Genomic DNA, 25,747 nt, shown 5'->3' on the forward strand with positions numbered 1-25,747 from the left:
CCGCTGCACCGTGCCTGGGCGGAGTGGCGGGCGCAACACCGTGTGCAACAAACGGTATGAAAGCCCGCCAGTCAGTGTTTCAAAATATAGAGCGTCTGGCTGTAGGCAACATCCTCAGGGTTAGTGATGGGATACCCTTTCACCCAGGGTTTAATCAACCGCCCGTTGGTGTACTGGTAAATCGGCGCAATTGGCGCCTGCTCCGCCAAAATCTGCTCAGCGCGGTTGTAATCCTCGTTCAGTATCTTTCGGTCAGTCTGCCCGGTGGTATCCGCCATCAGTCGATCATAATCGGCGTTGTTGAAACGGGCGATATTGCCGCTATGACTGGCGGTCAGCAGCGACAGGAAGGTAGACGGCTCGTTGTAATCGCCGACCCAGGAGGCGCGTATGACATCAAAATTCCCCGTATTGCGGCTGTCGATGTAGGTTTTCCATTCCTGATTCACCAGTTTCACGTCTACGCCGAGCTTGGTTTTCCACATCGACGCGACGGCGATGGCGATTTTTTGATGCACTTCCTGCGTATTGTACAGCAGCGTCAGTTTCAGCGGTTTTGACGGACCATACCCGGCCGCCGCCATCAACGCTTTGGCCTGCATATCCAGTTCGGCCTGCGAATACTGCTGCAGTTGCCCCGGCTGCGGTTTGAACCCGGCGGTGACATCCGGCGTAAAGCGATAGGCCGGTTTCTCGCCGGTTCCCAACACTTTCCCGGCGATAATCTTACGGTCGATGGCATAAGACAGCGCCTTGCGTACCCGCACGTCGTTGGTCGGCGCGCGCTGCGTGTTGAACGCATAGTAGTAAGTACCGAGCTGGTCCGGGGTAAAGATCTGCCCCGGCAGATCCTTCAGCAGTTTCTGGTACTGATTCTTGGGAAACGACTCGGTGATGTCGATATCACCGGCCTGATAGCGCTTGGTGGCGTTGGATTCCTGATTGATCGGCACAAAGGTGACCTGCGTCAGCCGGGTATTGGCGTGATCCCAGTAATGGCTATTCGGCACCAGCACCAGTTTTTCATTGACCACCCGATCTTTGAGCACGAAGGCGCCGTTACCCACCAGATTGCCCGGTTTGATCCACTCATTGCCGTATTTTTCCACCGTGGCCTGATGCACCGGATAAAGGCTGAAATTAGCCATCAGGCTGATGAAATAAGGCACCGGCTTACTCAGTTGCACCTTTAACGTGTGATCGTCAACCGCAATGACGCCCAGCTTGTCGGCGGGCAGCTTGCCGGACAGGATATCATCAGCATTGACGATCCCCGCCAGCCGGATGAACCAGCTAAACGGCGAGGTATTTTGCGGCGTCGCCAGTCGCCGCCAGCTATAGACAAAATCTTTAGCGGTGACCGGATCGCCGTTCGACCAGCGCGCATCAGGGCGCAGAGTAAAAATGAAGGTGCGGTTATCGTTAGTCTGCCAGCGCTGGGCGACGCCGGGAATCGGGTTACCCTGCGCGTCCTGATTCACCAGCCCTTCGAACAGGTCGCGAATCACCTGAATCTCCGGCAAACCAACCGCTTTAATCGGGTCCAGCGAAGCCGGTTCATCCTTGATATGACGGACGATCTCCTGTCGGTCCGCCAGAACGGCGCCGGGAGGAACCTGCGCCGCGCCCGCCGGGGTTATCAAGGCTGTCATCAGCACGGCGGAAACCACGCCCACGGAAACTGCGGAATAACGAAATTGCATGTTGTGTCCTTAAACCAAAGAGGCCCTGCCTTCGCCAGCCCGCCGCATCAAATCGACGCCGCGGGAGGGATTCAGGACGACCGGGAGTCATCTCTGCGCCCGGAAGGCGGTACGCGATCATCACCGGTCCAAAAAAGAATCCATCTATACCCGGCATACTTCAGGTTGCAGGCGCGTGAGCTGCCCGGCGCACCAGAGCATTTAAGGCATATCTACTGAAAAAATCGTTATCAGGCTGGAAGTTATCATAGTCTCAAACCCGGCCTTCCAGCCAGCGGCGCGACACCGGTTTGCGGAGCGTCCCGCGATTTCAGGCGTGCTGCCGCGACCAACATGGATTTTTTGTTATCATCAGGCAAAACACCGCCGACTATTGTTCAGGATGCCGCCATGACAGACGCCGAGTTTCTTCACCGACCCCGTACCGAACGCGGGTTCTTTGCTGCGCCGGGCCGGGAATATGGCCGTTCACGACTGGGGGCGCCGCTGCTGTGGTTCCCGGCGGAAGTGGAAGGGAAACACAGCGGATTGATCCTCGCCGGCACGCACGGCGATGAAACCGCATCGGTGGTGGCGCTCTCCTGCGCGTTGCGTACGCTACCGCCGGGCAGCCGGGCTCATCATGTGGTGCTGGCGGTCAACCCGGATGGCTGTCAGTTGGGCCTGCGCGCCAATGCCGGCGGCGTTGATCTCAACCGTAATTTCCCGGCGACCAACTGGCAGCCGAACGGTACCCTCTATCGCTGGAGCGAAGACACCCCGGTGCGCGACGTACAGCTCTCCACCGGCGATAGCCCCGGCTCCGAACCGGAAACCCAGGCGTTGTGCCGCCTGATCGACCAGATGGCGCCGCCGTGGGTGGTGTCCTTTCATGAACCGCTGGCCTGCATCGACGATCCCCAACGTTCCGAGCTGGGCGGCTGGCTGGCGCGTGAATTCGCGCTGCCGCTGGTCGACAGCGTGGGATACCCAACGCCGGGTTCATTTGGCAGTTGGTGTGCCGAGCGCCACTTGCACTGCATCACCGCCGAGTTGCCGGTGATTGCCGCCGACAGCGCCAATCACCGCTATCTGACCGCCTTGACCCGGCTGCTGACCCATAATTTTTTATACCAATGTTGATCATGTTGCCCTACACTGATCGACATGTTAATCACCTGTAATGAAGGACGTAAGCATGTCAACAAATGTACATTTCCAGGGTAACCCGGTGCCGGTAGCAGGATCTTTCCCGGCGGCCGGCGGTAAAGCACCGGCGTTTTCACTGGTTGCCAAAGACCTCTCTGACGTGGCGCTGAGCCACTACGCAGGCAAGCGCAAAGTCCTGAACATTTTCCCGAGCATCGATACCGGCGTGTGCGCCGCGTCCGTGCGTAAATTCAATCAGCTGGCATCCAGCCTGGATAATACCGTTGTACTTTGCATCTCCGCCGACCTGCCGTTCGCCCAGTCCCGCTTCTGCGGCGCTGAAGGCCTGAACAATGTGGTGGTGCTGTCCACCCTGCGCGGCGCCGAATTCAAGGAAAACTACGGTGTGGCGATTGCCGAAGGCGCGCTGAAAGGTCTGACTGCACGCGCCGTCGTGGTGCTGGACGAAAACGACAACGTGCTGCACAGCGAACTGGTGAACGAAATCACCACCGAACCGGACTACGACGCAGCTATCGCCGTACTGAAATAAGTTCGGTCCTCAATATCCGCGTTAACCATGCCAGTCGACCGACTGGCATTTTTTTATCCAAACCGCCTTGCCGCCGTTATCGCCCTCATGCCACTGATCGTGGGTGCGCCAGCGTCAGCCGGTTGCGTAACGCGCACAACACCAATACCAGCATCAGCCCCCATTCCGCCATCAGCGTGGCAATCAGCGCGCTGGCAAAATTCCCGCCGCTGGTATGCAGCACCTGCACCAGCACCGTACCCAGCACAATGGGCCCCAGCCCCAGCGACGCCTGTTGCATGGTGGAAAGCAGCGCGCTGCCCGCGCCGGCCTGATGCGTCTGCACATCAGACAGCCCAATGCGATAAAAGCTGCTGACGATAAACGCCTGACCAAAGCCAATCATCATGGTCGCGGGCAGCAATTGCAGCACCGAGACCGGCCAGCGCCACGCCAGCGACGCCATCAGCAGCGCCAGTCCGCTCATCTGGATGGCGCATCCGGTCAGCAACGCCCCTATATTGCCAATACGGGTGGTGAGACGGCCGCTGAACAGCGACGCAACAAAATAGGACAGCCCCAGTCCGATAAAGCTGTTGCCCGACTGCAGCGGGGTAAAACCGGCGCCGGATTGCAGGGTGTAGGCAACGGCAAACATAAAGCCGCTCCAACTGGAGAAAAACAGCAGCGCCAGCAACAAACCGAAGCGGATCCCCGGCAGCCGAAACAGCGCAGGCGGCAGCAACGGCGCCGGCTGACGACGCTCCACCCGCCACAGCAGCGCAAACCACACCAGACTGCTCAGCAGTACCGCAACGCAGGACCACGGCCAGTGCCAGATTGGACCCAAGGCCAGCGGGAACAGCAGGCTAGCCAGCATTAGCGACAGCAGCACCGTACCGGGCATATCCAGCGCCACCGGTTTTTCGCCGCGGGTGTCCGGCAGACGCGACGGCGCCAACAGCAGCACCAGCAGGCAGACCGGCAGATTGACCAGAAACACACTGCGCCAGCCATAACCAGCGATGTCCAACTGAATCAGAAAGCCGCCCAGTACCTGCCCGACCACGAAGGCCAGTCCGCCGATGGCGCTATAAAAACCCAGCGCCCGGGCATGCTCGCGCCCGCGCAGGCAGACATGAATGGTCGCCAGAATCTGCGGCACCACCAGCGCGGCGCCAATCCCCTGCAACGCTCGAGCCGCCAGCAACACCCATACCGCCTGAGCGATGCCGCACAACAGCGAAGCCACGCCGAACAGCGCCACGCCGGCAATGAACACCTGGCGGCGACCCAGGTTATCGCCCAGCCGGCCGCCCATCGCCAGCGATACGGCAAATGCCACGCCATAAACCGACACCACCAGTTCCAGTTCAGCCGGGCTGGCGGAAAGTGAATGGGCGATCGCTTCCAGCGCCACGTTAACGATCGAAAAATCGATCATCGGCAGCAGTTGGCCGGTCAGCAACACCATCAGGCCGATGCCGGTGAGCCCCTGTGAAAGTGAAACCTGTTTCATCGATGTACCCATTGTGCTAATTCTGTGAGGCAGTTAGCATTATCGATAATTTAAACGGGTACCAGTTCCTGTTTATCCTGGTATAAAAACTACCTGTCTGTAACGATTCACCGCGTTATCCGGAGGCTCGCGCTATGGTCATGACGATACCCACCCCACAGGCCGACACCCGTGTTACACCGTTGCAACCGGATAACCGCAAACGGCTGGGCGCGTTTTTGCGCGCACGACGTGAAAGCCTCGATCCACTGCGTCTGGGCCTGTCGCTACCTCGTAAACGGCGTACGCCGGGGCTACGCCGCGAAGATGTGGCGCTGCTGGCGGACGTGGGCATTACCTGGTACACCTGGCTGGAACAAGGGCGGGAAATCCGCGCCTCCGCCAAAACGCTGACCGCCATTGCCAAAGCCCTGCAGTTCAACGAAGCGGAAACCCGGCATCTGTTTATGCTGGCGGGGCTGCCGTTCTCCCCGGCCGCACAGGCCAGTTGCGAGAAAATCAGCGCCGATAGCCAGCGTATCCTCGATCAGCTCAACCCGTTCCCGGCGGTGATCGTCAACGCCCGCTTTACCGTTCTGGGGTTTAACCTCGCCTGGTGTCGGTTGCTGGATATCGACCTGCATCAGATGGCGCCGGAAGATCGCAACTGTATCTGGCTGGCGCTCACCCACCCGAACTGGCGGGAACGGCTGGTGGATCAGCACGAGCTGTTACCCAATCTGGTGGCGATGTTTCGGGCGCAGATGACGGAACACGCGGACGAACCGCTGTGGGAGGCACAATTGCAGCGCTACCTGAGCGCGTCTGAAGAGTTTCGCCAGTTGTGGTACCAGCGCTACGAGATTCAAGGCGTGGATGACAAGATCAAACGCTTTCGTCATCCGACGCTGGGCATTTTCACCCTGCGTCAGATCAACTGGTGGAGCGCATCCCGCAACGGTGACCGGATGCTGGTTTACATGCCTGCCAGCGAGCAGGACAATGCGCGGCTGGCGCAACTCGCGCAGTTGCCGCCGCCCGGCGAACAGCCTCAGACAAGCCAGATTGCGCCCCGCGATTTAGAGCCTATCCCAGTAGGCGTTATTGGCGCAGCCAGTTTAGACACGGGCAGCGCGCAGAACCCGGAGCGTACACGTAGTACGTGAGGATTTCGAGCACTGCCCAGAGCCAAAATGGCAAGTGAAATAGCCGTATGGGATAGGCTCTTATGATGCCGCCTTAAGGCTGGGCGGAGGCCGGTTTTAGTTCCAGCCGGCTGGAGCCGACGCCCGGCAGCAGCGGCGTCAGCGCCTCGCTCATCCAGCGGCGATACCCATCCAGCCACCAGCGACTGAGCGGATTACCGCTCTGCCCGCCCGGCAGGCTTAGGGTCGCGTTGGCTTCATCGCCCGGCGAAATCACCAGCCGTTCCGAAGCGCCGAACGTTGGGCGATTAACATGCGGTACATGATTGTCTCCGGAGAGCGGTTCCGCCGGCACCCGCAGCAGATGGCCCAGCAGCGGCAGCGACGAGGCCAGCGGGTGAGCGATGCGGCTCTGGTTAACGTCCCCCCATTTACGGCTGCCCTCCCCGTTCTCCCGCCATACCGTCGCCAGCTGTTGCAACGAGAACTGGCACCAGTCTTTAGCGGGCGCGGGCACCCACTGGCGTGCTTCATCATGCATCAGTTGTTGCACCGTCACATCCCAGCGTGGATTAGCGGCACGGTAGCTGGCCTCCGGCCACGCCTGCGCCAGTTGCTGATCCAGCGTGCCGAACAACCGCTGGTACAGCGTCTCGCGCCAGCGGCTCAGCAGCAGATAAGCCGTTGAGTCGGCCGCCGCCTGCCCGTTCCATTGTTGCAATAACAGGTTGATTGTCGACTGACCCGCGATAACGTCCGGGCCGGAGGCATTCAGGCAATCGAGCAGCCGGTCGCGCCAGCTCGCCGCCAGCAGCGCACGGTTGTCCAACTGGATGCGATGCATCGCGGCGATATCCGGCTGCCTGACGTCGCCCAGCGCCTGATGAATCGCCGACGCGCGTACGCCAGGGTCGGCGCCGCCATCCCCGACGATGTCCCCTTGCTCATCAAACAGCAAGCGGTTGTTGGCGGTCACAATCACCCCTTGCGGCGGGTCGACCAGTTGAGGATGGGATGCGGGCGGCAGCGCCGTGTCACGCCAGCGCGCCTGCAGCACGCTCGTCAGCGGAAAACTGTTCTGTACGCCGGGCATCAGCCGGTCCGGCAGCACTCCGGCCAGCGTCCAGCCGATGTGCCCGTGACTGTCGGCCACCAGCAGATTTTGCACCGGCAGGCCGGTTCGTTGCCCGGTAGTCAGCGCCTCCGGCACCGTGCGGGTTTCCGCCAGCGCCATCAACGACAGATCCAGCGAGCCCGGCAACTGCAACACCCAGTGCATCGCCATGCGCCCTTGCCCGGTATCGACAATCGGTCCCCAGTCGCTGGTTTGCACCGTCATTGACTGCGACTCGCCATGACTGACCGCCAGCGTTTCCTGCACCAGATGCGGATTGCCCTCGGCGCTATTCAGTTTCACCCAGTCGAAGGTATCGGCGTAACTATTGGTAAAACCCCAGGCGATATGCTCATTGCTGCCGCTGACGATGGCGGGCGCGCCGGGCAGAGAGAGCCCGGTCAGGCGCAGCGTTCCGTCTTCCGTCGGATAGATAAGCTGTGCGCGATACCACACCGTTGGCAAACGCAACCCAAGATGCATGTCGTTCGCCAGTATCGCTCGCTCCGGCGTACGCACCAGCCAACCGTTGCTGCCTTTGGCTTGTTCGTCGGCGCCGCCGGGAGCAAACGCCGCACTGTTCTGCTGCCCCCACCACTCAGGCGGCGCGGCAGGCAACGCCGGCGCCGGCGGCAATTGCCCCACCAACGGCGCATCCCACACGCTGGCGTCCGGCAACAGAAAGTCGGCCTGCTCCGGCGTGCTCTGGCTGGCAATCCAGCCGCGGGCGTATTCGCGGCCGAACTGATTATCCTGCAGATCAAAATACATCGCGGCAATCGTCAGCAGGGTGTCTTCCGGCAGCCAGACTTGCGGTTCAACACGCAGCAGCCAGTATTCGAACGGCCGTGTTTTCAGGCTATGCAACCCGGCATTCACGCCGTCGGCATAGCTACGCAGGATCTGCTGCTGATCGACGGGCAGTTGCTGCCAGCGTCCGGAAACCTGCCGACGCAGCAAAAACAGCCGGTGCTGGCGGTCCAGCGGCAACGCCGCCGCGCCGACTAACGCCGCCAGTTCCCCTGACGCGCTGCGCCGGAGCAAATCCATCTGGAAAAAGCGATCCTGCGCATGGACAAACCCTAGCGCGAACGCGGCGGACAGACGGTCGCCAGCCCGGATGATCGGCACGCCGGCGTCGTCTCGCTCCACCGTCACCGGCGTATGTAGCCCCGGCACGCCCAGCTCGCCATCCAACTGGGGCAAACTCTGACGCAACAGCATCCACACGGCGATGGCGATCGCCGCCGCCAGTACGGCGCACAGCGCCAGCCCGCCAACCGTTATCCGTAGCCAGTTGTTCAAACGCACCACCCTGTCCTCCCTCGTTATTCAGGCGAGCCATCATGACAATAGCGTGAGGCGGAAAACTGTTGCATTATCATTTGTATCATCCTGTATCTGCCATTGTCGCTTTTGGAGGAGATATGTTTCCGTTACTGACCGCCCGCCTGTGCCTGCGCCCGTTTGTCCCCTCCGATGCCGCCGCGCTGCTTGACGCCATACATGAATCGCAGGAAACCGTAGGGCGCTGGCTGCCCTGGTGCATGTCCGATTACGATCTGCCGATGGCGCAGGACTGGATAGCCTGTTGTGAACAGCAACGCCACGAGGGCGAGGCGTTTGATCTGGTTATCATAGACCGCACCGCCGGGCGCCTGCTCGGCACCATCGCCATCAACAGCATCAACAAAGCCTATCGCCTCGGTAATGTCGGCTACTGGGTACGCCAGTCGGCGCAGGGACAAGGATTGATCCCCGAAGCAGTGCGGGAAATCGTGCCGTTCGGTTTCGGCACGCTGGGGCTGACCCGGCTGGAAATCGTCGCGGCGGAAGAAAACCACGCCAGCCGCCGGGTGGCGGAAAAAGTGGGCGCGCATTTCGAAGGATTGCTGCGCAACCGGATTATTATTCGCGACCAGCCGGTAACGGCGGCCTTGTATTCGCTGATTCCGGGGGATGTGCTGGTTCATTGACTTTATCGGTATTGACGCATACCTGACCTGACATTTTTACTGCTCTGAGCTATGCCTAATTAGAGGTCCGCTGTGTGCCACGAACGGACATTACTGACACCAGTTTGTGTTAACTCATGGGATGCAGATCACTGATGAAGACACTATAGATTTTTTATAAAATGGAACAAGATATGACAGCCAAGATAGTGAATGTAAAGGAAACCAGCTAAGTGGCAAAAATGATCCCTTCCTTCGGGCCTCAGGTAACTGAAAGTTATGGAGAGGTGATACTTTACAGGTTAATTGAGACTCAACTTTCTGATGACTTTACAGTGATTCACAGCTTGCCTTGGCTGTGCTCAGCAGTAAAAGAAATCGACCCTCAATTCGCACCTACTGGTGAAATTGACTTCTTAATAATTCATAAAGAATTAGGGGTTCTTGCTCTTGAAGTCAAGAGCGGCAGATACAGGGTGGATGGAGTAACATTTTTACATTTATCAACGGGTAAGAAAACCTCTCCAATTCAACAGACTCGTCATAATGTCCACGGGCTAGCAAGGTGGTTAGGGGGAAATCAAGAACTACGGTTACGAATCGGGTATGGTTTGATCTTCCCAGATAGTGATTTTGCTGATCAGATTATTAATGCAGCATTGGTTGATATCAGTACGACCCCACACAAATCGATAGCAATTGATATGGGGCAACTTCCTTCTCTTGGTAAGAGAATTGTTGAAATTATGAATTATTGGAAGGAAGCTCTTAGTATACCAGCAATGTCAGATGCAAAAAAACAAAAGTTAATAAGTACACTTTGCCCAAAGTATGATGGCACTCCAAAATGGGGGACTAGAGTATTTTTTGACAATAAGATTTGGTTGCCCTTAACAAATGAGCAGAATGAAGTGGTCATAACAGCATGCAATAATCCACGAATGGTTATTACCGGTTGGCCAGGTACGGGAAAAACGTTAATTGGCATTACGATTGCGCGAGAAATGGTAAAGCGCGGGATGAGAGTTCTTGTTTTGACCTTTAATAATTTGTTGGCTGAGTACTTAACAAGACAATTGGATTTTGACCAAACTGCATGTACTGTTTCAACATGGCATCGTTTATGTGCAATAGCTCGTCGACAATTAGATACAAACAATGAACAAGCGAGTGAAGATTGGTATAAAACAGGATGTTTAGACGATATCAAAATGGCTATCAAGCAAGGTATGAGTGAAAATTATGATGTCCTTGTTATAGATGAGTGTCAGGCCCTGCATCCAGAATGGTGTAAATGTCTTGTGGAGTGGTTTTCAGAGAAAAAGATTATTGCCTTTTGTGATGAAACTCAAAAATTTCCATTTGAGTCTGGTATTAATTTGCAGCAACTTTGTAGGTTATTAGAAGTAGAGTTTCCGTTTTTGCTAACTATAGCTCTTCGTATGCCTAAGGCAGTAACCGAAAGGTTGTTATCAGTAAGGAAAATTTCTTATCAGCTACACTCTATTAGGGATAAAGAGCCAGGAACCTTAAGAGAGATTATTCCGGGCCCAGAGTGGTCCTTAAAAGATCTGATTGAAAACCTCATCACTGAAGGTGTAAGGAAAGAAGACATTGTCGCTTTATATAAATTTTCTTTGCCACTAACCTATGAAATAATTCTTTTAGAATTCGACATCAGAACGGAATCAATATCACGCTATCGCGGCTTGGAGTCGCCCATTGTTATTATATTGGATGCCGAAAGCATGGTAGATGCTGAGCTTTTTTGCGCATATTCACGTTCTACAACATTAGCTATTGCACTTTATAATCCAAGTTTAATGGGTGGTAAATCAGCAGGAAAATTTCAAGAGCAATTACTGACCATAGAGGGGAACAATGAAAAGATTGAAGCGTATCATATTGCCTCACTGGTGAGCAATATTATGCGTGTTCATCTTGGTTTCAAACCCTTCGATATAAAATGCATCAACCTGGGATGGCATAAAGCTTGGGGCGTATGGCTTGTTGAGTTGAATGACTTGAATAGTTACGAATCCTTATGGCTTGATTATCTCGTTTCTAATTTCAAACATCCGATTTTTTACTGGGATAAAAAATCTCGGTTTAATTTTTACTGTTATAATTTTAACGACAATGTGCAGGATAACTCTGAATATATAACCCTCATCGAATTAAAAAAATGCAATAAATGTAATGTAGTTTCTCCATTTATGCTTGGCTTAAAGTCAGAATGTATGCTTTGTAATAAAAACACGTCTGATTTCTACAAAGATATTACTCTGGGTACAATTGAGGGTATAATGAAGTATGATAAGACAATTTTAATGGAGAAAAGCTCGGTTCCGATTGGTCGCCTCCCATATTCCTTAGCCGCATTTGGAGCCAGACGATATGCTGAAATAAAAAATCCTGAAACTCAAAGGGATTTCGAATTACCCCATGGAAGGTTTTTATATCGTGCGGCATTGGCATTTGTACAATCAAGAATTATTTATCTACCCAAAGGTGCTGATATCGTTGCTCCCGAATTAGCCACGGATTTATATGACAGATATGATGATATTCAACAGTCGATTTCTTTGCCTCAATGGAAATCTATCGTAGCCAATGCTTTTAGCACCTGCTATCAGAAAGGACTTATTACAAAAAAAAGCAAAGGTGTCTATATGATCAGAATCAATTAATAAGACACCTATTCATAAGAGAGCGCACGCCTATTTTTGAACGAACCCCATTATCGATAAGGTATTCGCAAATTAAAGAAGTCTTTTTTTCCGCTCCTCGTGTAAGTGTAAGTATCCCGGCAAAGTGGACCATTCTCTTTTAGAACTCTTCTGACAACTGGTTTTGTTTACCTTTAGGGCGAACTTCCGCTTTTCGCCGCGAGTTCAACGGGTCGATGCAACGCTATCCTTAAAGAAGGGGGACGTTGCCATGAAACGAAGAACTCGGATTAACTACACGCCAGAGCAGAAGGCGGTTATCTGGGACAGATATAAGCAAGGTGATTCCCTGCATGATATCGCCAGAATGTTCGACAGATTTCATTCTTCTATCATGCCCACTATCCACCAGACTGGTGGATACCGTCCCCCTGTCCGAAAGCGACACCGGTTAGCGCTTTCGCTTGATGAAAGAGAGGAGATATCCAGAGGGCTGGTAGCAAAACGCAGCATCAGGGACATCGCTGCCAAATTATCAAGAGCTCCCTCAACGATTAGCCGCGAGATCAAGAGGCACGGAGGTGCAAAACAATATCGTGCAGCAAAAGCGGATGCTACTGCATGGGAAAGTGCCCTGAGACCAAAACCTTGCAAGCTAATTGAAAGCCCCACATTGTGTAAAATCATTGCAGAGAAGATGCATCAGGACTGGTCGCCGGAACAAATCGCCGGTTGGCTAAAACGCTGTTATCCCGATAATCAGGAAATGCATGTGTCACACGAAACAATTTATAAAACGCTTTTTATACAAACCCGGGGAGCATTAAAAAAAGAGCTGCAGCAATGCCTCAGAAGTGGAAGAGCAGTGCGTAGATCCAGAACCTCATCGCTTAAAGGGAAAGGATTAGGGTCAATCCCGGATGCGATACCTATCAGTGAAAGACCACCTGAAGCCGCAGACAGAGCCATACCGGGTCACTGGGAAGGTGACCTGCTCCAGGGCTCGAAAAACTCCTATATCGTCACCCTGGTAGAGCGCCATTCCCGCTTTGTTATGCTGGCCAAAATCAGGGACAACAAGACCATAACGGTTATATCAGCGCTCATCAAACAAGCACGGGAATTGCCTGTTGAGCTTTATAAAACATTAACATGGGATCGTGGCGCTGAAATGACCAGCCACACTCGATTTACTGTAGCGACAGACATTCAGATTTATTTCTGTGATCCTCAATCCCCCTGGCAACGTGGCTCAAATGAAAATACGAATAGATTGCTCAGACAATATTTTCCAAAAGGAACTGACTTATCGGTTCACAGTCAGCAAAGACTTAACAGTGTTGCCAGACAGCTCAACGAAAGGCCGAGAAAAACGCTAGACTATGAATCACCCGCAGAGCGGTTCAATAAGTGTGTTGCGTCCATCGGTTGAACTCACAGCTCAAACCAAACGGCCAATTTTTACCATTATTCACCTCATAACACTGCCAGCCCAAGTATGAACTAATACAGTAGTAAAAAACGGATGGCACACCATCCGCTTTTTCACTTTCATCAGAATTACTCGTCCTCATCCCCACCCTTGCGGCTGCTCAGGCCATATTCCCGCAATTTATTGGCGATGGCGGTATGAGACACGCCGAGCCGTTTGGCCAGCTTGCGGGTGCTGGGGTAGGTCTGATAAAGGCGGGTTAATACTGAACGTTCAAACCGTTTGCTGATGTCATCCAGCGACCCTTCCAGCAAATCGTCGTTGTGGACGATTTCCGGCTGGAAGGCAGGCAGGTCGATATCGCGCAGGCGTAGTTCGTCCCCTTCCAGTTGCGCCAGCGCCCGATAGATGGTGTTTTTCAGCTGACGCACGTTGCCCGGCCAACCGTATTGGGGCAACAGATTACGCACTTCCTGCGCGATGTGGGGACGCGCGATCCCCTGCTCATCGGCAAAACGGGCCACAAACAGCTCCACCAGCGGCATTACATCCGCCGGGCACTCGCGCAGCGGCGGCAGTTGCAACGTCAGCACGTTCAGGCGGTAATAGAGATCTTCCCGAAACAGACCGCGCTGCACCAGATCCTGCATGTTTTTCTGCGTGGCGCAGATCACGCGCACATCCACGTGCACCTCGTGTTCTTCACCCACCCGGCGGAACGTGCCGTCATTGAGAAAACGCAGCAGTTTGGTTTGCATCTGCGGCGACATTTCGCCGACTTCGTCCAACAGCACCGAACCGCCGTTAGCCTGCTCGAAAAAGCCTTTCTTGCCTTCCAGCGCGTTGGGATAGGCGCCCGGCGCGTGGCCGTAAAGCTCGCTTTCCATCACGTCATCCGGCAGTGCGGCGCAGTTGAGCGCCAGAAACGGCTGCTTGCCGCGGCGGCTGCGCAAATGACAGGCGCGGGCCAGCATGTCCTTGCCGGTGCCGGTTTCCCCCACCAGCAGCAACGGCGCGTCCAGCATCGCCAGCTTGCGCGCCTGCTCCACCACCTGACGCATACGCGGACTGACCGCCACAATATGGTCGAATTCCCGTTCGTCGTTGACTGGCGTGTCCTGTAACTGACGGCCCATGCGCGCTGCCGACTTCAATGTCACCAGCGCGCCGGCGACGGTAGATTTGCCTTTATCGTCTTCCAGATGAACCGGCGTCACTTCCTGCAGAAAATCCTGCCCGCGGATCACCACGCGGGTGGTTTCCGGCTGGCCGCCCTGCTCCTGCCAACGGGAAAAGTGGTAATCGTTCAGCAACTGGCTGACGTTAAGGGCGCGGGCTTTTTCCTGCGTCAGCTCAAACAGGCTGAGCGCGGCGGCGTTGACCAATTCCACTTTGCCTTTGAGATCGAACGACAACACCGGCTCCGGCATCGATTCCAGCAGCGCGTTCAGCGCCCGATGCTCCCGCTCGGACGGCATAAACGCCACGGTGCGTACATCGCTGACGCCCGGAATGCGGCGAATCTCCGTCATCAGCTCACGGAACGCATCAAAACCGAGGGTGGTAAAATTGAGGTAGATCCGACCCGTCGGATCAATTTCGATACCGCGCAGGTCGATATGTCGCAGCACCAGCAGATCGAGCAGCTCACGAGTCAGACCAATCCGGTCTTCACAAAATACTTCCAGACGCATCAATAAAACCTTCTTCATCAGGTGCGGCAGGGACGAGAGCTGCATCATACCCTTTCACCGCCACCGGATGAAGTGGGGTGTCAGCAAAAGTTGACACCCCGGCAACCGAAAAGCGAATTTACTTGGTTTTTTCCTCTTCCGGGAACGGCGTGGTCATCATCGACACCATAATGCGGATACCGTCGATGTAGTTGCCGATGCGCATATTTTCGTCGCTGCTGTAGGCGTTATTGTCCGCATTTACCAGCGACACCACGGTAAAGGCGCTTTTCAGCGCGGCCAGCGCACCGTTGATCGGCGGCGACACCCCCAGCATACGATTCTTCTCCGGATCGCCTTTAAGCGGCGCTTTCACGCCGGCCTGCGCCCATTTCGCCAACGGCGACGCCAGTTGCGTACGCACGGCAAACGAACTACCGGACGACGTCATCATGCTCATCGAAATCAGTTTGGGGTTGTGATTACGCTCCTGCAGCGAGGGCGAGTCGGAACGCACGATATAGAAACCGTTGGCGGTTACATACCTTTTCAGCAGGTCATACAGGTAATCGGGCGAGGTTTCCGGCACCGTACGAATGTTGATGCTGGCGGTCGCGGTCGACGGAATGGCGTAGATGGCTTTGCGGCCGGTATCGCCCGCCTTCAGACCGATGACGTCCAGCGACGGATACTGCACCGCTTCCACCGGGTTGGGCGCCATTTTTTCCAGTTGGGTCACCCCATAACGGCTTTCGATGGTGCCCGGCTGCGGCGCCTGCGCGGCCAGCTGTTTGCGTTCGTCATCGGAGATTTTGACTCGGTCATAAAACCCCGGCAACGTCACCCGACCATTGGCGTCTTTGATTCCAGCCAGCAGGCTCGCCAGCTGTTGCACCGGATTGACGATCACATTGCCGAACGCGCCGCTGTGGGCCGCCGGGTCGGGACCGAACACCGTCATGTCCACCTGTATCGACCCGCGATAGCCAAACGTGAGCACCGGCACATTATTGGTGTTCACTGCGCCGTTAAAAATCACCACGCCGTCATTTTTCAGCCGGGCGGCGTTCTGATTGACCACCGCGGCCAGGTGCGGCGAACCGCGCTCCTCTTCCGAATCGAGCAGCACCTTGATATTCACCGTGGTGGCGGTATTGGCGCTTTTCAGCGCATCCACCGCGGTCAGGAACAGGGAGATGACCCCTTTGCCGTCCGAGGCCGAGCGCCCGAACACGCGCCATTCCGGATCCAGCCCCGGCTGCATCAGCCGTTCGTTGGGTTGCGGCACCCAGATACCGCGTGAATCCTTGATTTTCAGCGTCGGTTTCCAGGGGTCGGTACTCCATTCGGACGCGCTGGCCGACTGACCATCAAAGTGCATCAGGAACAGCACGGTCGGGCGGTTGGGTTGCATCGGCCCCAGCTCGGCATACAGCATCGGGTGCGCGCCATTGGCCAGTTGCTGGGTGGTAAATCCCCGCTTCTGAAAAGCCTTGTCCAGCCAGTTGAGGTTGCGCTGAATATCCGCCGCCACGTCGGTATCGTTGCTGAGCGTCAAGCCGTCGAGGTATTCAGGAAAGCTGGCCTGAGCGAAGCGCTGGGCGTCAGTCGGCGTCATGATCCACTGCGCCTGAGCGGAACCTGCCGTCACCAGCGCACCGAGCGCGCCAGCCAACAGGAGTTTGTTGCCACGAAGCATCATAAGTATCCTTCCAGCCAGAGGAAAAAAAGAACATCCATCTTCTGGTTATCGGCAGTATCGGTCATCGCCTGAGCGATCTGGCCGCGATTCACCCACCGGGTTATCCCTGCTTAGGTTTATCCCTGCTTAGGGTTTATCCCTACTTAGGTTTTATACCTACTTATAGATAAGCATGCTTCGTGGCAGCGGAATGCGGGCTATATCAAAACCCCCGCTGTTTTTAAGCCGCAACCCATTCATTTTATGGCTGCAGGAACAGCATTTTCCCCCGATATCAGATATTTTCCAGCCGGACGCCGCGGGTCCGCGGACCGAACACGCCGACCGTCACCACCACGGTCAACATGCTGATGATGATGAACGCCAGCACGCCACTGGTGTCGTAATGTTGCAGAATCAAACCGATGACGATACTGCTGAGCGCCGTGGACAGGCGGCTGAAGGAGTAACAGAAACCCACGCCGCGGGCGCGGATCGCCGTGGGGAAAACCTCGGTCTGATAGGCGTGATAGCTGATGGTCAGCCAGGCGTTGGAATAGGTGATCAGAAAACCACAGACAATCAACCACAGCGGTTGCGTCTGAAAGGCAAACAGCGTGCCGCACACCACCGTCATCAGCGACGACAACACGATTTGCCACTTGTTTTCGAGTTTGCCGGCGTACCAACTGCACAGCAGCGACCCCAGCGGGTAGGCCAGCGTAATGAAAAACGCGTACAGCAGGCTGTGAGTCACGGTCGCGCCCCGTCCCGCCAGCAGCGCCGGCAGCCAGTTGCCAAAACCGAAGAACCCGATAGCCTGAAAGATATTCATGACCACCAGCATCAGGGTGCGGCGGCGATAGCGCACTGACCAGATATCAAGAAATCGACCGCGCGACGGCAGCGTAATCTTCGTCTGCGGCTCCAGCGCCTTACCCGGCGGTACGCCGCAGCGGTGCTCCATCGCGGTCATCACCTTTTCCGCTTCCCGGTAGCGTCCACGCGATGCCAGCCAACGCGCCGACTCCACCAGATTACGGCGCAGCAGCCACACCACCAGCGAGCATACCGCGCCGATGATCACCACATAACGCCAGCCGGATAGCCCCCAGAACGTCTGCGGCACCAGCCACCAGGACATCAGCGCCACCGTCGGCACCGACAGGAACTGCATGAAGAATGCCAGCGCAAACGCCTGGCTACGCAGGTGGGTCGGCGCCCATTCGGATAGATAGGTATCGATGGTCACCAGCTCTACCCCCAAACCAATCCCCACCAGAAAGCGGCAGAGGATCACCCATTCCGCCTGCGTCTGGAACGCCATCAACAGCGAGAACGCGCCATACCACGCCAGCGCAAACATGAAAGCGGCGCGACGCCCGAGTCGATCCGCCTGCGGCGCTAGCAGGCTGGCGCCGATAAACAGGCCGAAAAAGGTGGCGGACGCAAACGTAGCCTGATCCGACACGCCGAACAATCCCTCCTTTCCGGTGTGGAAAATCTTCTCCCCAATCAGCCCGGTGCTGATGTAAGCCGTCTGAAACAGGTCGTAAAGTTCAAAGAAGCCGCCCAGCGACAGCAGGATGATGAAACGCCACAATCCCCACGATGAGGGTAAGGCATCAATACGCGTCGCCAGCGAGTGAAGAGGAAGAGGATGATTGACGTCGTAAACCGTCGGCGCGTTGCGCGCACTGAAAGTCGAGTCCATGGTATTGCCCCTGATTGATGGTCGGTTGTCGTTGGTAAACGTTCTGGCAAACCATAGCGGCAATAATTATCATTTGTTATTGTTTGTCGATAACATTATTTGCAGGATATTAAAGTGCAACCGGGCGGCAATATCCTGCATCGGGGCTTTACGAATGTTATCCAGATGTTATCGCCATCCGCAGTGTGATGGCGATCGACGGGCGATATGACTGGTTACATAACGCACAACCTGTGGAGGTGCTTTTATGCCAAGCGCCGGGCATTACTCCCCAGACGACGATGACGGCGTTTTCACCCGAATCCGGCCAATCAGCTCACGCCGGAAATCCCCCAGCCGGGGCTTGTCATCCAGCCACGGCAGCGGGCGACACAGCTCCATAGCGCGAATACCCAGCCGCGCGGTCAGTAGACCGGCGCCCAGCCCTTGCGCCGCGCGCGCCGACAGCCGCGCCGCCAAATCCTGAGACATCCAGTCCATACCGATTTCCCGCACCAGCTCGCTGGCGCCGGCAAACGCCACATTCAGCAGCACCAGCCGGAACAGGCGAATACGGCTGAAATAGCCCAGTTCGATGCCGTACAACCGCGCAATGCGATTGACCAGCCGCAGATTGCGCCAGGCGATGAACGCCATGTCTACCAGCGCCAGCGGGCTGACGGCAATCATCAGCGCCGACTCGGCGGCGGAGCGGCTGATCTCGCGGCGCGCCCGGGCGTCCAGCACCGGTTGCACCATATGAGCGTACAACTCGGTGACTTCACGATCGTTGTGAGTATCGTGCAGCGACGCCTGCCAGCGTTGCAGCGCCGGATGTCCGACATCCAACCCGGCCTGACGGGCCAGATTCTCACAAAAGACGCGGGCGCTGCCCGTACCGTGGCTGTTGAGCAATTCCCGCGCCCGATCGCGCGTTTCCGCCCGCTGGCGCAACCGATACAACCGGCGCCACTCGACCGCCAGCGCTCCGACGCCGGCGCCGACAATCAGGGTGCCCGCCGCCACGCCGCCGAGCGCAATCCAGTCCTGACTCATCCAGGCCTGATACAGCGAACGCCCGCCCTGCGCCAGCGCGCTAAGGCCAAACAGCGCCACGCCCAGACCCAGCATCCTCCGCCACAGGCTTCGGCGCGGGCGCAACGCGTCGCTGACCACCTGCTCGGCGCTCTCGCCGTCATCCGGTTCGTCGTCGTCGGCCGTTGCCGCCGGAATAAAACGTTGCGCCTCGCCGTCAGCAAAGGCGACCGACGGCCGCAGCGGCGCATCGGCCGGCGCCACCGGCGTATTGTCGAAGGTGATGTGGGGTTTCAACGGTTCATTCATCGCAATTTGTCTCCCAGTAAAAATTCCATCACCGTATCCAGGCGGATATGCGGCAACGGCGCGTCCGTCTGCATTTCCAGCGGCCGAAACGGTTCAAAGTGGAATCCCTGCTCGCGCCAGAAGGACGGTTCCGGCAGCCGTGACGGTACATCGCCGGGATACACGGTGACCGGCTCGCCGTCCGCCAGCCGGTTGCCGCGCAGAGCCGGCAACGACTGCCCCTGATGCGACACCACGCCGCTTTGCGTCGCCTGCACCGAAGCAATCCCCGCACAGTCGATCTCAATCCCCTCGAACGCCGCATTACGCCAGGCTTCCTGCACCAGTTGCTGTAGCAACGACACCAAATTGGCGTGCTGATCGGCGGTGATATGGTCGGACTGGCTGGCGGCGAACATCAGCCGGTCGATGCAGGGCGAAAACAGCCGACGCAATAACGTGCGCTTACCGTAGTGAAAGCTCTGCATCAGTTGGGTCAGCGCCAGCCGCATATCGTTAAACGACTGTACGCCGTGGTTGAGCGGTTGCAGGCAGTCCACCAGCACGATTTGCCGGTCGAAGCGCACAAAGTGCTGGCGGTAGAATTCGCGCACCACATGCTGGCAGTAGTAATCAAACCGCTGACGCAGCATGCCGATCAGGGTGTGATCGCCCGCCTGCGTCAGCGTGGCGTCCAGCCGGTCGTCAGGCCACGGCCAGGGAAAGAACTGCAATACCGGCGCGCCGGCCAGATCGCCCGGCAGCACAAAGCGCCCCGGCTGAATGAAATGCAGCCCTTCCTGTTTGCAGCGCAGCAGGTAGTCGGTGTATGCCCGGGCGATCGCAGCCAGTCGGTTCTCATCCGCCGGCGCCAGCAGGTCAAGCCCTTCGCACATCGCCAGCCAGGGTTGCGCCCAATTGAGCCGATCGCCCTGCAACATAGTGGACATCTGGCGCGACCAGTCGGCGTAACTCTGCTCCAGCAGCGGCAGATCCAGCAGCCATTCGCCGGGATAATCGACGATTTCCAGATAGAGCGTGGCGGTATCGCGGAAGTGGCGCAGCAGGCTGTCGCGGGAACGGTAACGCAGCGCCAGCCTGATTTCGCTGACGCCGCGGGTCGGCGTCGGCCAGGCGGGCGGCACGCCGTACAGCGACGCCATGCCTTCGTCATACGCAAATCGGGGAATGCCCAGATCCCGTTGTGGAATGCGCCTGGCGCCCAGCAGCCGGTTTTCGCGCGCTACCGAAAACAACGGCAACCGCGCGCCATGCTGGGCGTTGAGCAATTGATTGACCAGCGACGTAATAAACGCCGTTTTGCCGCTGCGGCTCAGGCCGGTGACCGCCAGCCGCAGATGGCGATCGGCGCTGCGATTGACCAGCGCGTTGAATTCGTTCTGTAACCGGTTGAAAGGAAGGGAATAAGCCATGACGCTCCTGTTCATTGTCCTGCCAGACGATAACCGCATTATGGTGCGACCGCCGCAAAAAAACGAAAAACGACAACATGAAAAACGACAACATCATGTACGGGATTCGATGGGCGCCGAATCCCGCAGAAGAGATAGGCCAGCCGTCGGCCGGCGTGGCGATTATAGCTGACGGAACTTGCTGCGCAGGCCGTACGTGTCCGACGTGATATAGCGTTCAATGTTACGCAACCGCTGCTCGCTGGCGCTCAGTATCGCATCCGCCTGATCCAGCAGCGCGTTCGGCGAAACGCCGGCGTCGGCGGGCTGATATTCCTCCGGCGGCGCCGGGTCCAGCACGAAGCTGAGAATAATGTAGGCCACCACGGTAATCAGAAACAGACCGAAGAAAATCGACAGCACGGCGATGAGGCGCACCAGCTTTACCGGCACATCAAAATAACGAGCCAGCCCGGCGCATACGCCTTTGATCATGCCCTCTTCCGGCAAACGATAGAGTTTTCGCTCAAAACGGGTGTTCATCAGGATTGCCTCCAGTTGGGATGCTCCGCATCCAGAATCTGTTCCAGCGCGTCAATCCGCTCGCGCATACGCTGTGCATCTTCCGTTAACCGGGTCAGCCGCTGCTGTTCAGCCGGATCCCATTGCGGCGCACGGTTGCGGCGCTGGCTGTAGTGCAGCCACAGCCACAGCGGCGCCACAAACAGCAGAAACACCGTCAGCGGAATCATTGTCATTACCAGAGCACCCATTTTTTCTCCTTAATTATTATGGTAATGCGGCAAGGCTGCCGCCGCAGCGGCAGCCGGTGGCGATTACTCCGCCGGTTTTACTTTGGCTTTCAGCGCCGCCAGTTGCGCATCGATCTCATCGCTGACCTTCAAATCGGCAAACTGCTGATCCAGCGATTTTTGTTTGCCCAGACCCACGCTTTCCGCTTCGGCTTCCAGCGTATCGATACGGCGTTCGAACTGTTCAAAGCGAGCCATCGCTTCATCCAGTTTACCGCTGTCGAGCTGGCGACGGATATCGCGGGATGAACTGGCGGCCTGATGACGCAGCGTTAGCGCCTGCTGGCGAGCGCGGGTTTCGGTCAGCTTATTCTCCAGCTCGCCGATTTCCCGTTTCAGGCGTTCCAGCGTTTCGTCCACCGCCGCCGCTTCCTGTTCCAGTACCGCTACCAGTTCCGTCAATTTCTGTTTTTCCACCAGCGCGGCGCGCGCCAGTTCCTCACGCTCGCGGCGCAGCGCCAGTTCCGCTTTTTCCTGCCACTCGTCCTGCTGACCACGAGCCTGCTCAATGCGGCGGGCCAGCTGTTTCTTTTCCGCCAGCGCCCGGGCGGAGGTGGAACGCACTTCAACCAGTGTATCTTCCATTTCCTGAATCATCAGCCGCACCAGCTTCTGCGGGTCCTCGGCTTTATCCAGCAAGGCATTGATATTGGCGTTCACGATGTCGGCAAAACGGGAAAAAATACCCATACTCTACTCCTCAGTGATTTCCGGCGTCTGCGACGCCCGGTTCGTTATCTCCATCAGCCGTTGCCTGATGACACACTGACATAATCAAATGCCGTGCCAACTTTTCTTTATCAAATAATTCATTGATAAATAACGTATTAACGACCGGCGTATACAGCGTGCGCTATCTTTGCTATGGTCAAATTAACTAACAAGTGGTGAAAAATACAAGGCAATGTCATGGCGCATGAGCAAGAGTCGTTACTGGGCGAAGCCAACAGTTTTCTGGAAGTGCTGGAGCAGGTGTCGCAACTGGCGCAGCTCAGCAAACCGGTGCTGGTGATTGGCGAACGGGGGACCGGTAAGGAACTGATCGCCAGCCGCCTGCATTACCTATCGCCCCGCTGGCAGGGGCCGTTCATTTCGCTCAACTGCGCGGCGCTGAACGAAAACCTGCTGGACTCCGAACTGTTCGGCCATGAAGCCGGCGCCTTTACCGGCGCGCAAAAGCGACATCTGGGCCGTTTTGAGCGCGCCGACGGCGGCACGCTGTTTCTGGATGAACTGGCCACCGCGCCGATGCTGGTGCAGGAAAAGCTGTTGCGGGTGATCGAATACGGCGTGCTGGAGCGCGTGGGCGGCGGACAGTCGCTGCAGGTGGACGTGCGGCTAGTGTGCGCCACCAACGAAGACCTGCCCGCGCTGGCCGCACAGGGGAAATTCCGCGCCGACCTGCTGGACCGGCTGGCGTTCGACGTGGTTCATCTGCCGCCGCTGCGCCAGCGCCAGCAGGACATCATGCTGCTGGCGCAGCATTTCGCGGTACAGATGTGCCGGGAATTGGGGCTGCCGCTGTTTCCGGGTTTCAGCCCGCAGGCGGAGCGCTCGCTGCTGGATTACGCCTGGCCGGGCAACATCCGCGAGCTGAAAAATGTGGTGGAGCGCTCGCTGTACCGGCACGGCGACAGCCGCGATCCGGTGGATCGCATCATCCTCAACCCGTTCAAGCCGCTGGCGGCATTCATACCCGAAAAGGAAACCGCCGCATCGGCGTCTCTCCCGGCGCTGCCGCTGGACCTGCGCGGCTGGCAGCATGATCAGGAACGGCAACTGGTGCAGCAGGCGCTGGCGCAGGCTCGCTTTAACCAGCGCAAGGCGGCCGAACTATTGGGGGTGACCTACCACCAGTTTCGCGGCTTGTTAAAGAAACATGCCATCAATGACAGTGAATGACATGGAAAGGCTATTTTCTACACACCACCTGCAAGAGAAGGATCGCTTTGCCTATTGGCGGGAAGTGACGTCTTCGGTGTTTGGCCCCACCTGCAACCAGCAGTTGACCAACGCGAGTTTTGACGGCCGGCTCGGCGTCAAACCGCTGGGCGGCGCAGCGGTCACCCGAATCTGCTCCCAGCCGATTGCGTACGAGGGAAAGCGTGGAAAGGAAAACACCGACGATTTTTTTATCGCCTTTTCATTGTGTGCTGAAGCCTACGTGACCCAACATGCGAGGCAATCACGGCAGCGCCCCGGAGATATCGTGCTGTTCGACGGCGCCAGACCGTATGTCTGCCAGTATCCTCAGGGTGATGACCAGATCGTCTTTTCCCTTCCCCGCGGATTGGTGCTATCGCATATTCAGAACCCGGATCGGCTGCTGAACATGACGCTGGACGGCCACTCGCCGCTGGGAAAGCTCGCCGGTTCGCTGGTCAAAGAAGCCTGGCAGGCGGCGCCGTTGTCCGGCGTGATCGGCGATAGGCTAATCGGTTCCATACTGGATGTGCTGGACACCGCGTTCGAAGCCGCGCACGGCCGCGGCAGGGAACCGCACGACTCGCATCAAACCGAGCTGTTGAGGCGGGCGCAGACGTTTTTGCTGGCCAATCTCGATAATCGCGCACTCACGCCCGAGGTTATCGCGCAGGCGGTGCACGTCTCGCCGCGTACGCTGAACCGCCTTTTCGCCAAAGAAGGCACCACGGTGATGCGCTGGCTGTGGCAACAACGGCTCGCCGCCTGCCATGACGCCCTCCGGCACCGTCAATTCCGTACCGTCAGCGATGCCGCCCTGAGTTTTGGCTTTAGCAATCTGTCCCACTTCAGCCGCGCCTTCCGGCGCGCTTTCGGCGTGTCCGCGCAGGACGTGCTTAAACGGACATAAACCGCGCCGGATGCGGACAATCTGACGCCCCCGGCACAGCGTTTGGCCGGCACAGCAAAGCGCCGGACGTGATCGATGGCGATAATCAGCGCCATCAACCGCGGCGGGCATGCGTCAATGCCACCGCTCCCTTCTCCCGCGCCGTTCAATACTGGCGTGCTAATCGGAGTCACCACACCATGTCTGTCAACTACACCCTGTCTGTCAACCACGCCATGCCTATCAACCATGCAAATACGCTTCGCTTACTCTTCCCCCAATGGCAGGGCGGCAACAATCCGCCCTATTACTTCGGCGCACAGTTGCTGTCATGGCTGGCGCCTGATCCTACGGGACCGGTTGAAACAGTAGACGTCGCGCCACCGCATGATACCCCGCTGGCGCTGGAAGACGGCATCCGCGGGCGCGGCATATTGCTTGAGCAACTGCGCCGGGCGAGGAAAACCATCGACCAACACCGTCCCGATCGCATCGTGGTGTTGGGCGGCGATTGTCTGGTGGATCTGGCGCCATTCGCCTATCTCAACGAACGCTATGACGGCGATCTGGCGGTGCTGTGGCTTGACGCGCACCCTGATGTCATGACCCCGAAAGCGTTCGAACACGCCCACGCCATGGTGCTCGGCAACCTGCTCGGTGAAGGCGACAAGGATTTTGTCCACGCGGTTAAGCGGCCGCTTAAACCTGAAAACGTCATGTTCGCCGGTCTTCAGCCAACGCTGGATGTGGAAACGGCGTTTATCACGCGTTTGGGGCTAAAACATGCCGGTCCGGCACAGCTGGCGGAGAGCAGCCAGCCCGTTATGGACTGGTTCGCCGCCACCGGCGCAAAACATCTTGCCGTCCACCTGGACCTTGACGTGCTGGACCCCGCGGTGTTTCGCGCCCTGCTGTTTGCCAATCCCGACACACCCGCCGGGACGTTTGACGGCGTCTCGCAGGGCGCAATGACCATCGAACAGGTTGTTCGCCTGCTTGGCGAGGTGGCGCAAATAGCCGACATCGTCGGGCTAGGCATTACGGAGCATTTGCCGTGGGATGCGCTGGCGATGAAAAACATGCTGGCGGCGCTTCCGCTTATCGGCGCCCCGGGCAACCGACCGCAGAAATAGCCCGTAAGCCAAACCTATCTGATCGCAGGCGC

The 25,747-nt window shown here is 57.2% G+C and carries 20 protein-coding genes; 9 read left to right on the forward strand and 11 right to left on the reverse strand.

Annotation, left to right across the window (positions count from 1 at the left end; translation table 11 throughout):
- Nucleotides 1-71: 71 nt before the first annotated feature.
- Entirely contained in the window at nt 72-1,652 is a 1,581-nt protein-coding gene (locus DXXMK7_RS12385) for an ABC transporter substrate-binding protein (RefSeq protein ID WP_371206765.1), read from the reverse strand.
- 441 nt (nt 1,653-2,093) lie between these two features.
- On the opposite strand from DXXMK7_RS12385, the gene mpaA reads away from it, so the two are divergent.
- Both mpaA and tpx read left to right on the forward strand, forming a co-directional pair.
- Nucleotides 2,094-2,825: a murein tripeptide amidase MpaA gene (gene mpaA, locus DXXMK7_RS12390; protein ID WP_038919366.1), complete on the forward strand. Its 732-nt coding sequence runs from the start codon at nt 2,094-2,096 to the stop codon at nt 2,823-2,825.
- A 55-nt stretch (nt 2,826-2,880) separates the two neighbouring features.
- The gene (gene tpx, locus DXXMK7_RS12395; RefSeq protein WP_038668336.1) at nt 2,881-3,384 is read left to right on the forward strand and encodes a thiol peroxidase; all 504 of its coding nucleotides are present in this window, start codon (nt 2,881-2,883) and stop codon (nt 3,382-3,384) included.
- A gap of 85 nt (nt 3,385-3,469) precedes the next feature.
- Here tpx and DXXMK7_RS12400 read toward each other — a convergent pair whose 3' ends face one another.
- Nucleotides 3,470-4,882: an MFS transporter gene (locus DXXMK7_RS12400; protein WP_038919367.1), complete on the reverse strand. Its 1,413-nt coding sequence runs from the start codon at nt 4,880-4,882 to the stop codon at nt 3,470-3,472.
- Between the two features lie 134 nt (nt 4,883-5,016).
- On the opposite strand from DXXMK7_RS12400, the gene DXXMK7_RS12405 reads away from it, so the two are divergent.
- Nucleotides 5,017-6,027 carry a helix-turn-helix transcriptional regulator gene (locus DXXMK7_RS12405; protein WP_225622590.1) on the forward strand — a complete coding sequence of 337 codons (1,011 nt, stop codon included), beginning with the start codon at nt 5,017-5,019 and terminating at the stop codon, nt 6,025-6,027.
- 73 nt (nt 6,028-6,100) lie between these two features.
- On the opposite strand, the gene DXXMK7_RS12410 is transcribed toward DXXMK7_RS12405, so the two are convergent.
- Nucleotides 6,101-8,431 carry a penicillin acylase family protein gene (locus DXXMK7_RS12410; protein WP_038921011.1) on the reverse strand — a complete coding sequence of 777 codons (2,331 nt, stop codon included), beginning with the start codon at nt 8,429-8,431 and terminating at the stop codon, nt 6,101-6,103.
- A gap of 116 nt (nt 8,432-8,547) precedes the next feature.
- Here DXXMK7_RS12410 and DXXMK7_RS12415 point away from each other — a divergent pair, with 116 nt between their 5' ends.
- From DXXMK7_RS12415 to DXXMK7_RS12425, 3 genes are all read left to right on the forward strand, one after another.
- The gene (locus tag DXXMK7_RS12415; protein ID WP_038919369.1) at nt 8,548-9,096 is read left to right on the forward strand and encodes a GNAT family N-acetyltransferase; all 549 of its coding nucleotides are present in this window, start codon (nt 8,548-8,550) and stop codon (nt 9,094-9,096) included.
- Nucleotides 9,097-9,317: 221 nt separating this feature from the next.
- A complete protein-coding gene (locus DXXMK7_RS12420) occupies nt 9,318-11,765 on the forward strand; it encodes a nuclease-related domain-containing DEAD/DEAH box helicase (protein WP_049842400.1) in 2,448 nt (815 codons plus the stop codon).
- A 250-nt stretch (nt 11,766-12,015) separates the two neighbouring features.
- The gene (locus DXXMK7_RS12425) at nt 12,016-13,176 is read left to right on the forward strand and encodes an IS30 family transposase (protein ID WP_038919373.1); all 1,161 of its coding nucleotides are present in this window, start codon (nt 12,016-12,018) and stop codon (nt 13,174-13,176) included.
- Between the two features lie 128 nt (nt 13,177-13,304).
- Here the strand turns inward: DXXMK7_RS12425 and tyrR are convergent, their stop codons facing one another.
- From tyrR to pspA, 8 genes are all read right to left on the reverse strand, one after another.
- On the reverse strand, nt 13,305-14,870 hold the full coding sequence (tyrR, locus tag DXXMK7_RS12430) for a transcriptional regulator TyrR (protein ID WP_038669589.1): 1,566 nt from the start codon (nt 14,868-14,870) through the stop codon (nt 13,305-13,307).
- Nucleotides 14,871-14,988: 118 nt separating this feature from the next.
- Complete coding sequence (locus DXXMK7_RS12435) at nt 14,989-16,548, reverse strand: M20/M25/M40 family metallo-hydrolase (protein WP_038921012.1); 1,560 nt, start codon at nt 16,546-16,548, stop codon at nt 14,989-14,991.
- Between the two features lie 277 nt (nt 16,549-16,825).
- Nucleotides 16,826-18,244: an MFS transporter gene (locus DXXMK7_RS12440; protein WP_038919375.1), complete on the reverse strand. Its 1,419-nt coding sequence runs from the start codon at nt 18,242-18,244 to the stop codon at nt 16,826-16,828.
- A 264-nt stretch (nt 18,245-18,508) separates the two neighbouring features.
- A complete protein-coding gene (locus DXXMK7_RS12445) occupies nt 18,509-19,567 on the reverse strand; it encodes a YcjF family protein (protein ID WP_038919376.1) in 1,059 nt (352 codons plus the stop codon).
- Complete coding sequence (locus DXXMK7_RS12450; RefSeq protein WP_038919377.1) at nt 19,564-20,979, reverse strand: YcjX family protein; 1,416 nt, start codon at nt 20,977-20,979, stop codon at nt 19,564-19,566. Before DXXMK7_RS12450 ends, DXXMK7_RS12445 begins: the two co-directional genes overlap by 4 nt.
- Before the next feature lie 162 nt (nt 20,980-21,141).
- Nucleotides 21,142-21,501 carry an envelope stress response membrane protein PspC gene (gene pspC / locus DXXMK7_RS12455; RefSeq protein WP_038919379.1) on the reverse strand — a complete coding sequence of 120 codons (360 nt, stop codon included), beginning with the start codon at nt 21,499-21,501 and terminating at the stop codon, nt 21,142-21,144.
- Nucleotides 21,501-21,731 (reverse strand): envelope stress response membrane protein PspB, encoded by a 231-nt coding sequence (gene pspB / locus DXXMK7_RS12460; RefSeq protein ID WP_038668316.1) that lies wholly within the window; start codon nt 21,729-21,731, stop codon nt 21,501-21,503. The genes pspC and pspB overlap by 1 nt, the downstream gene beginning before the upstream one ends.
- A gap of 63 nt (nt 21,732-21,794) precedes the next feature.
- Nucleotides 21,795-22,460, reverse strand: coding sequence for a phage shock protein PspA (pspA, locus tag DXXMK7_RS12465; protein ID WP_038919381.1), 666 nt, complete (start codon nt 22,458-22,460; stop codon nt 21,795-21,797).
- 219 nt (nt 22,461-22,679) lie between these two features.
- Between pspA and pspF the strand changes: the two genes are divergently transcribed.
- The 3 genes from pspF (at nt 22,680) to DXXMK7_RS12480 (ending at nt 25,715) form a co-directional block, all read left to right on the forward strand.
- Nucleotides 22,680-23,672, forward strand: coding sequence for a phage shock protein operon transcriptional activator (gene pspF / locus DXXMK7_RS12470; protein WP_038919382.1), 993 nt, complete (start codon nt 22,680-22,682; stop codon nt 23,670-23,672).
- Nucleotides 23,659-24,603: a helix-turn-helix domain-containing protein gene (locus tag DXXMK7_RS12475; RefSeq protein WP_198677310.1), complete on the forward strand. Its 945-nt coding sequence runs from the start codon at nt 23,659-23,661 to the stop codon at nt 24,601-24,603. The genes pspF and DXXMK7_RS12475 overlap by 14 nt, the downstream gene beginning before the upstream one ends.
- 179 nt (nt 24,604-24,782) lie before the next feature.
- Nucleotides 24,783-25,715, forward strand: a complete 933-nt coding sequence (locus DXXMK7_RS12480) for an arginase family protein (protein ID WP_231348801.1) — start codon at nt 24,783-24,785, stop codon at nt 25,713-25,715.
- The last annotated feature ends 32 nt before the right edge of the window (nt 25,716-25,747 follow it).

This window comes from Dickeya sp. MK7, assembly GCF_000406305.1.
Classification (GTDB): domain Bacteria; phylum Pseudomonadota; class Gammaproteobacteria; order Enterobacterales; family Enterobacteriaceae; genus Dickeya; species Dickeya fangzhongdai.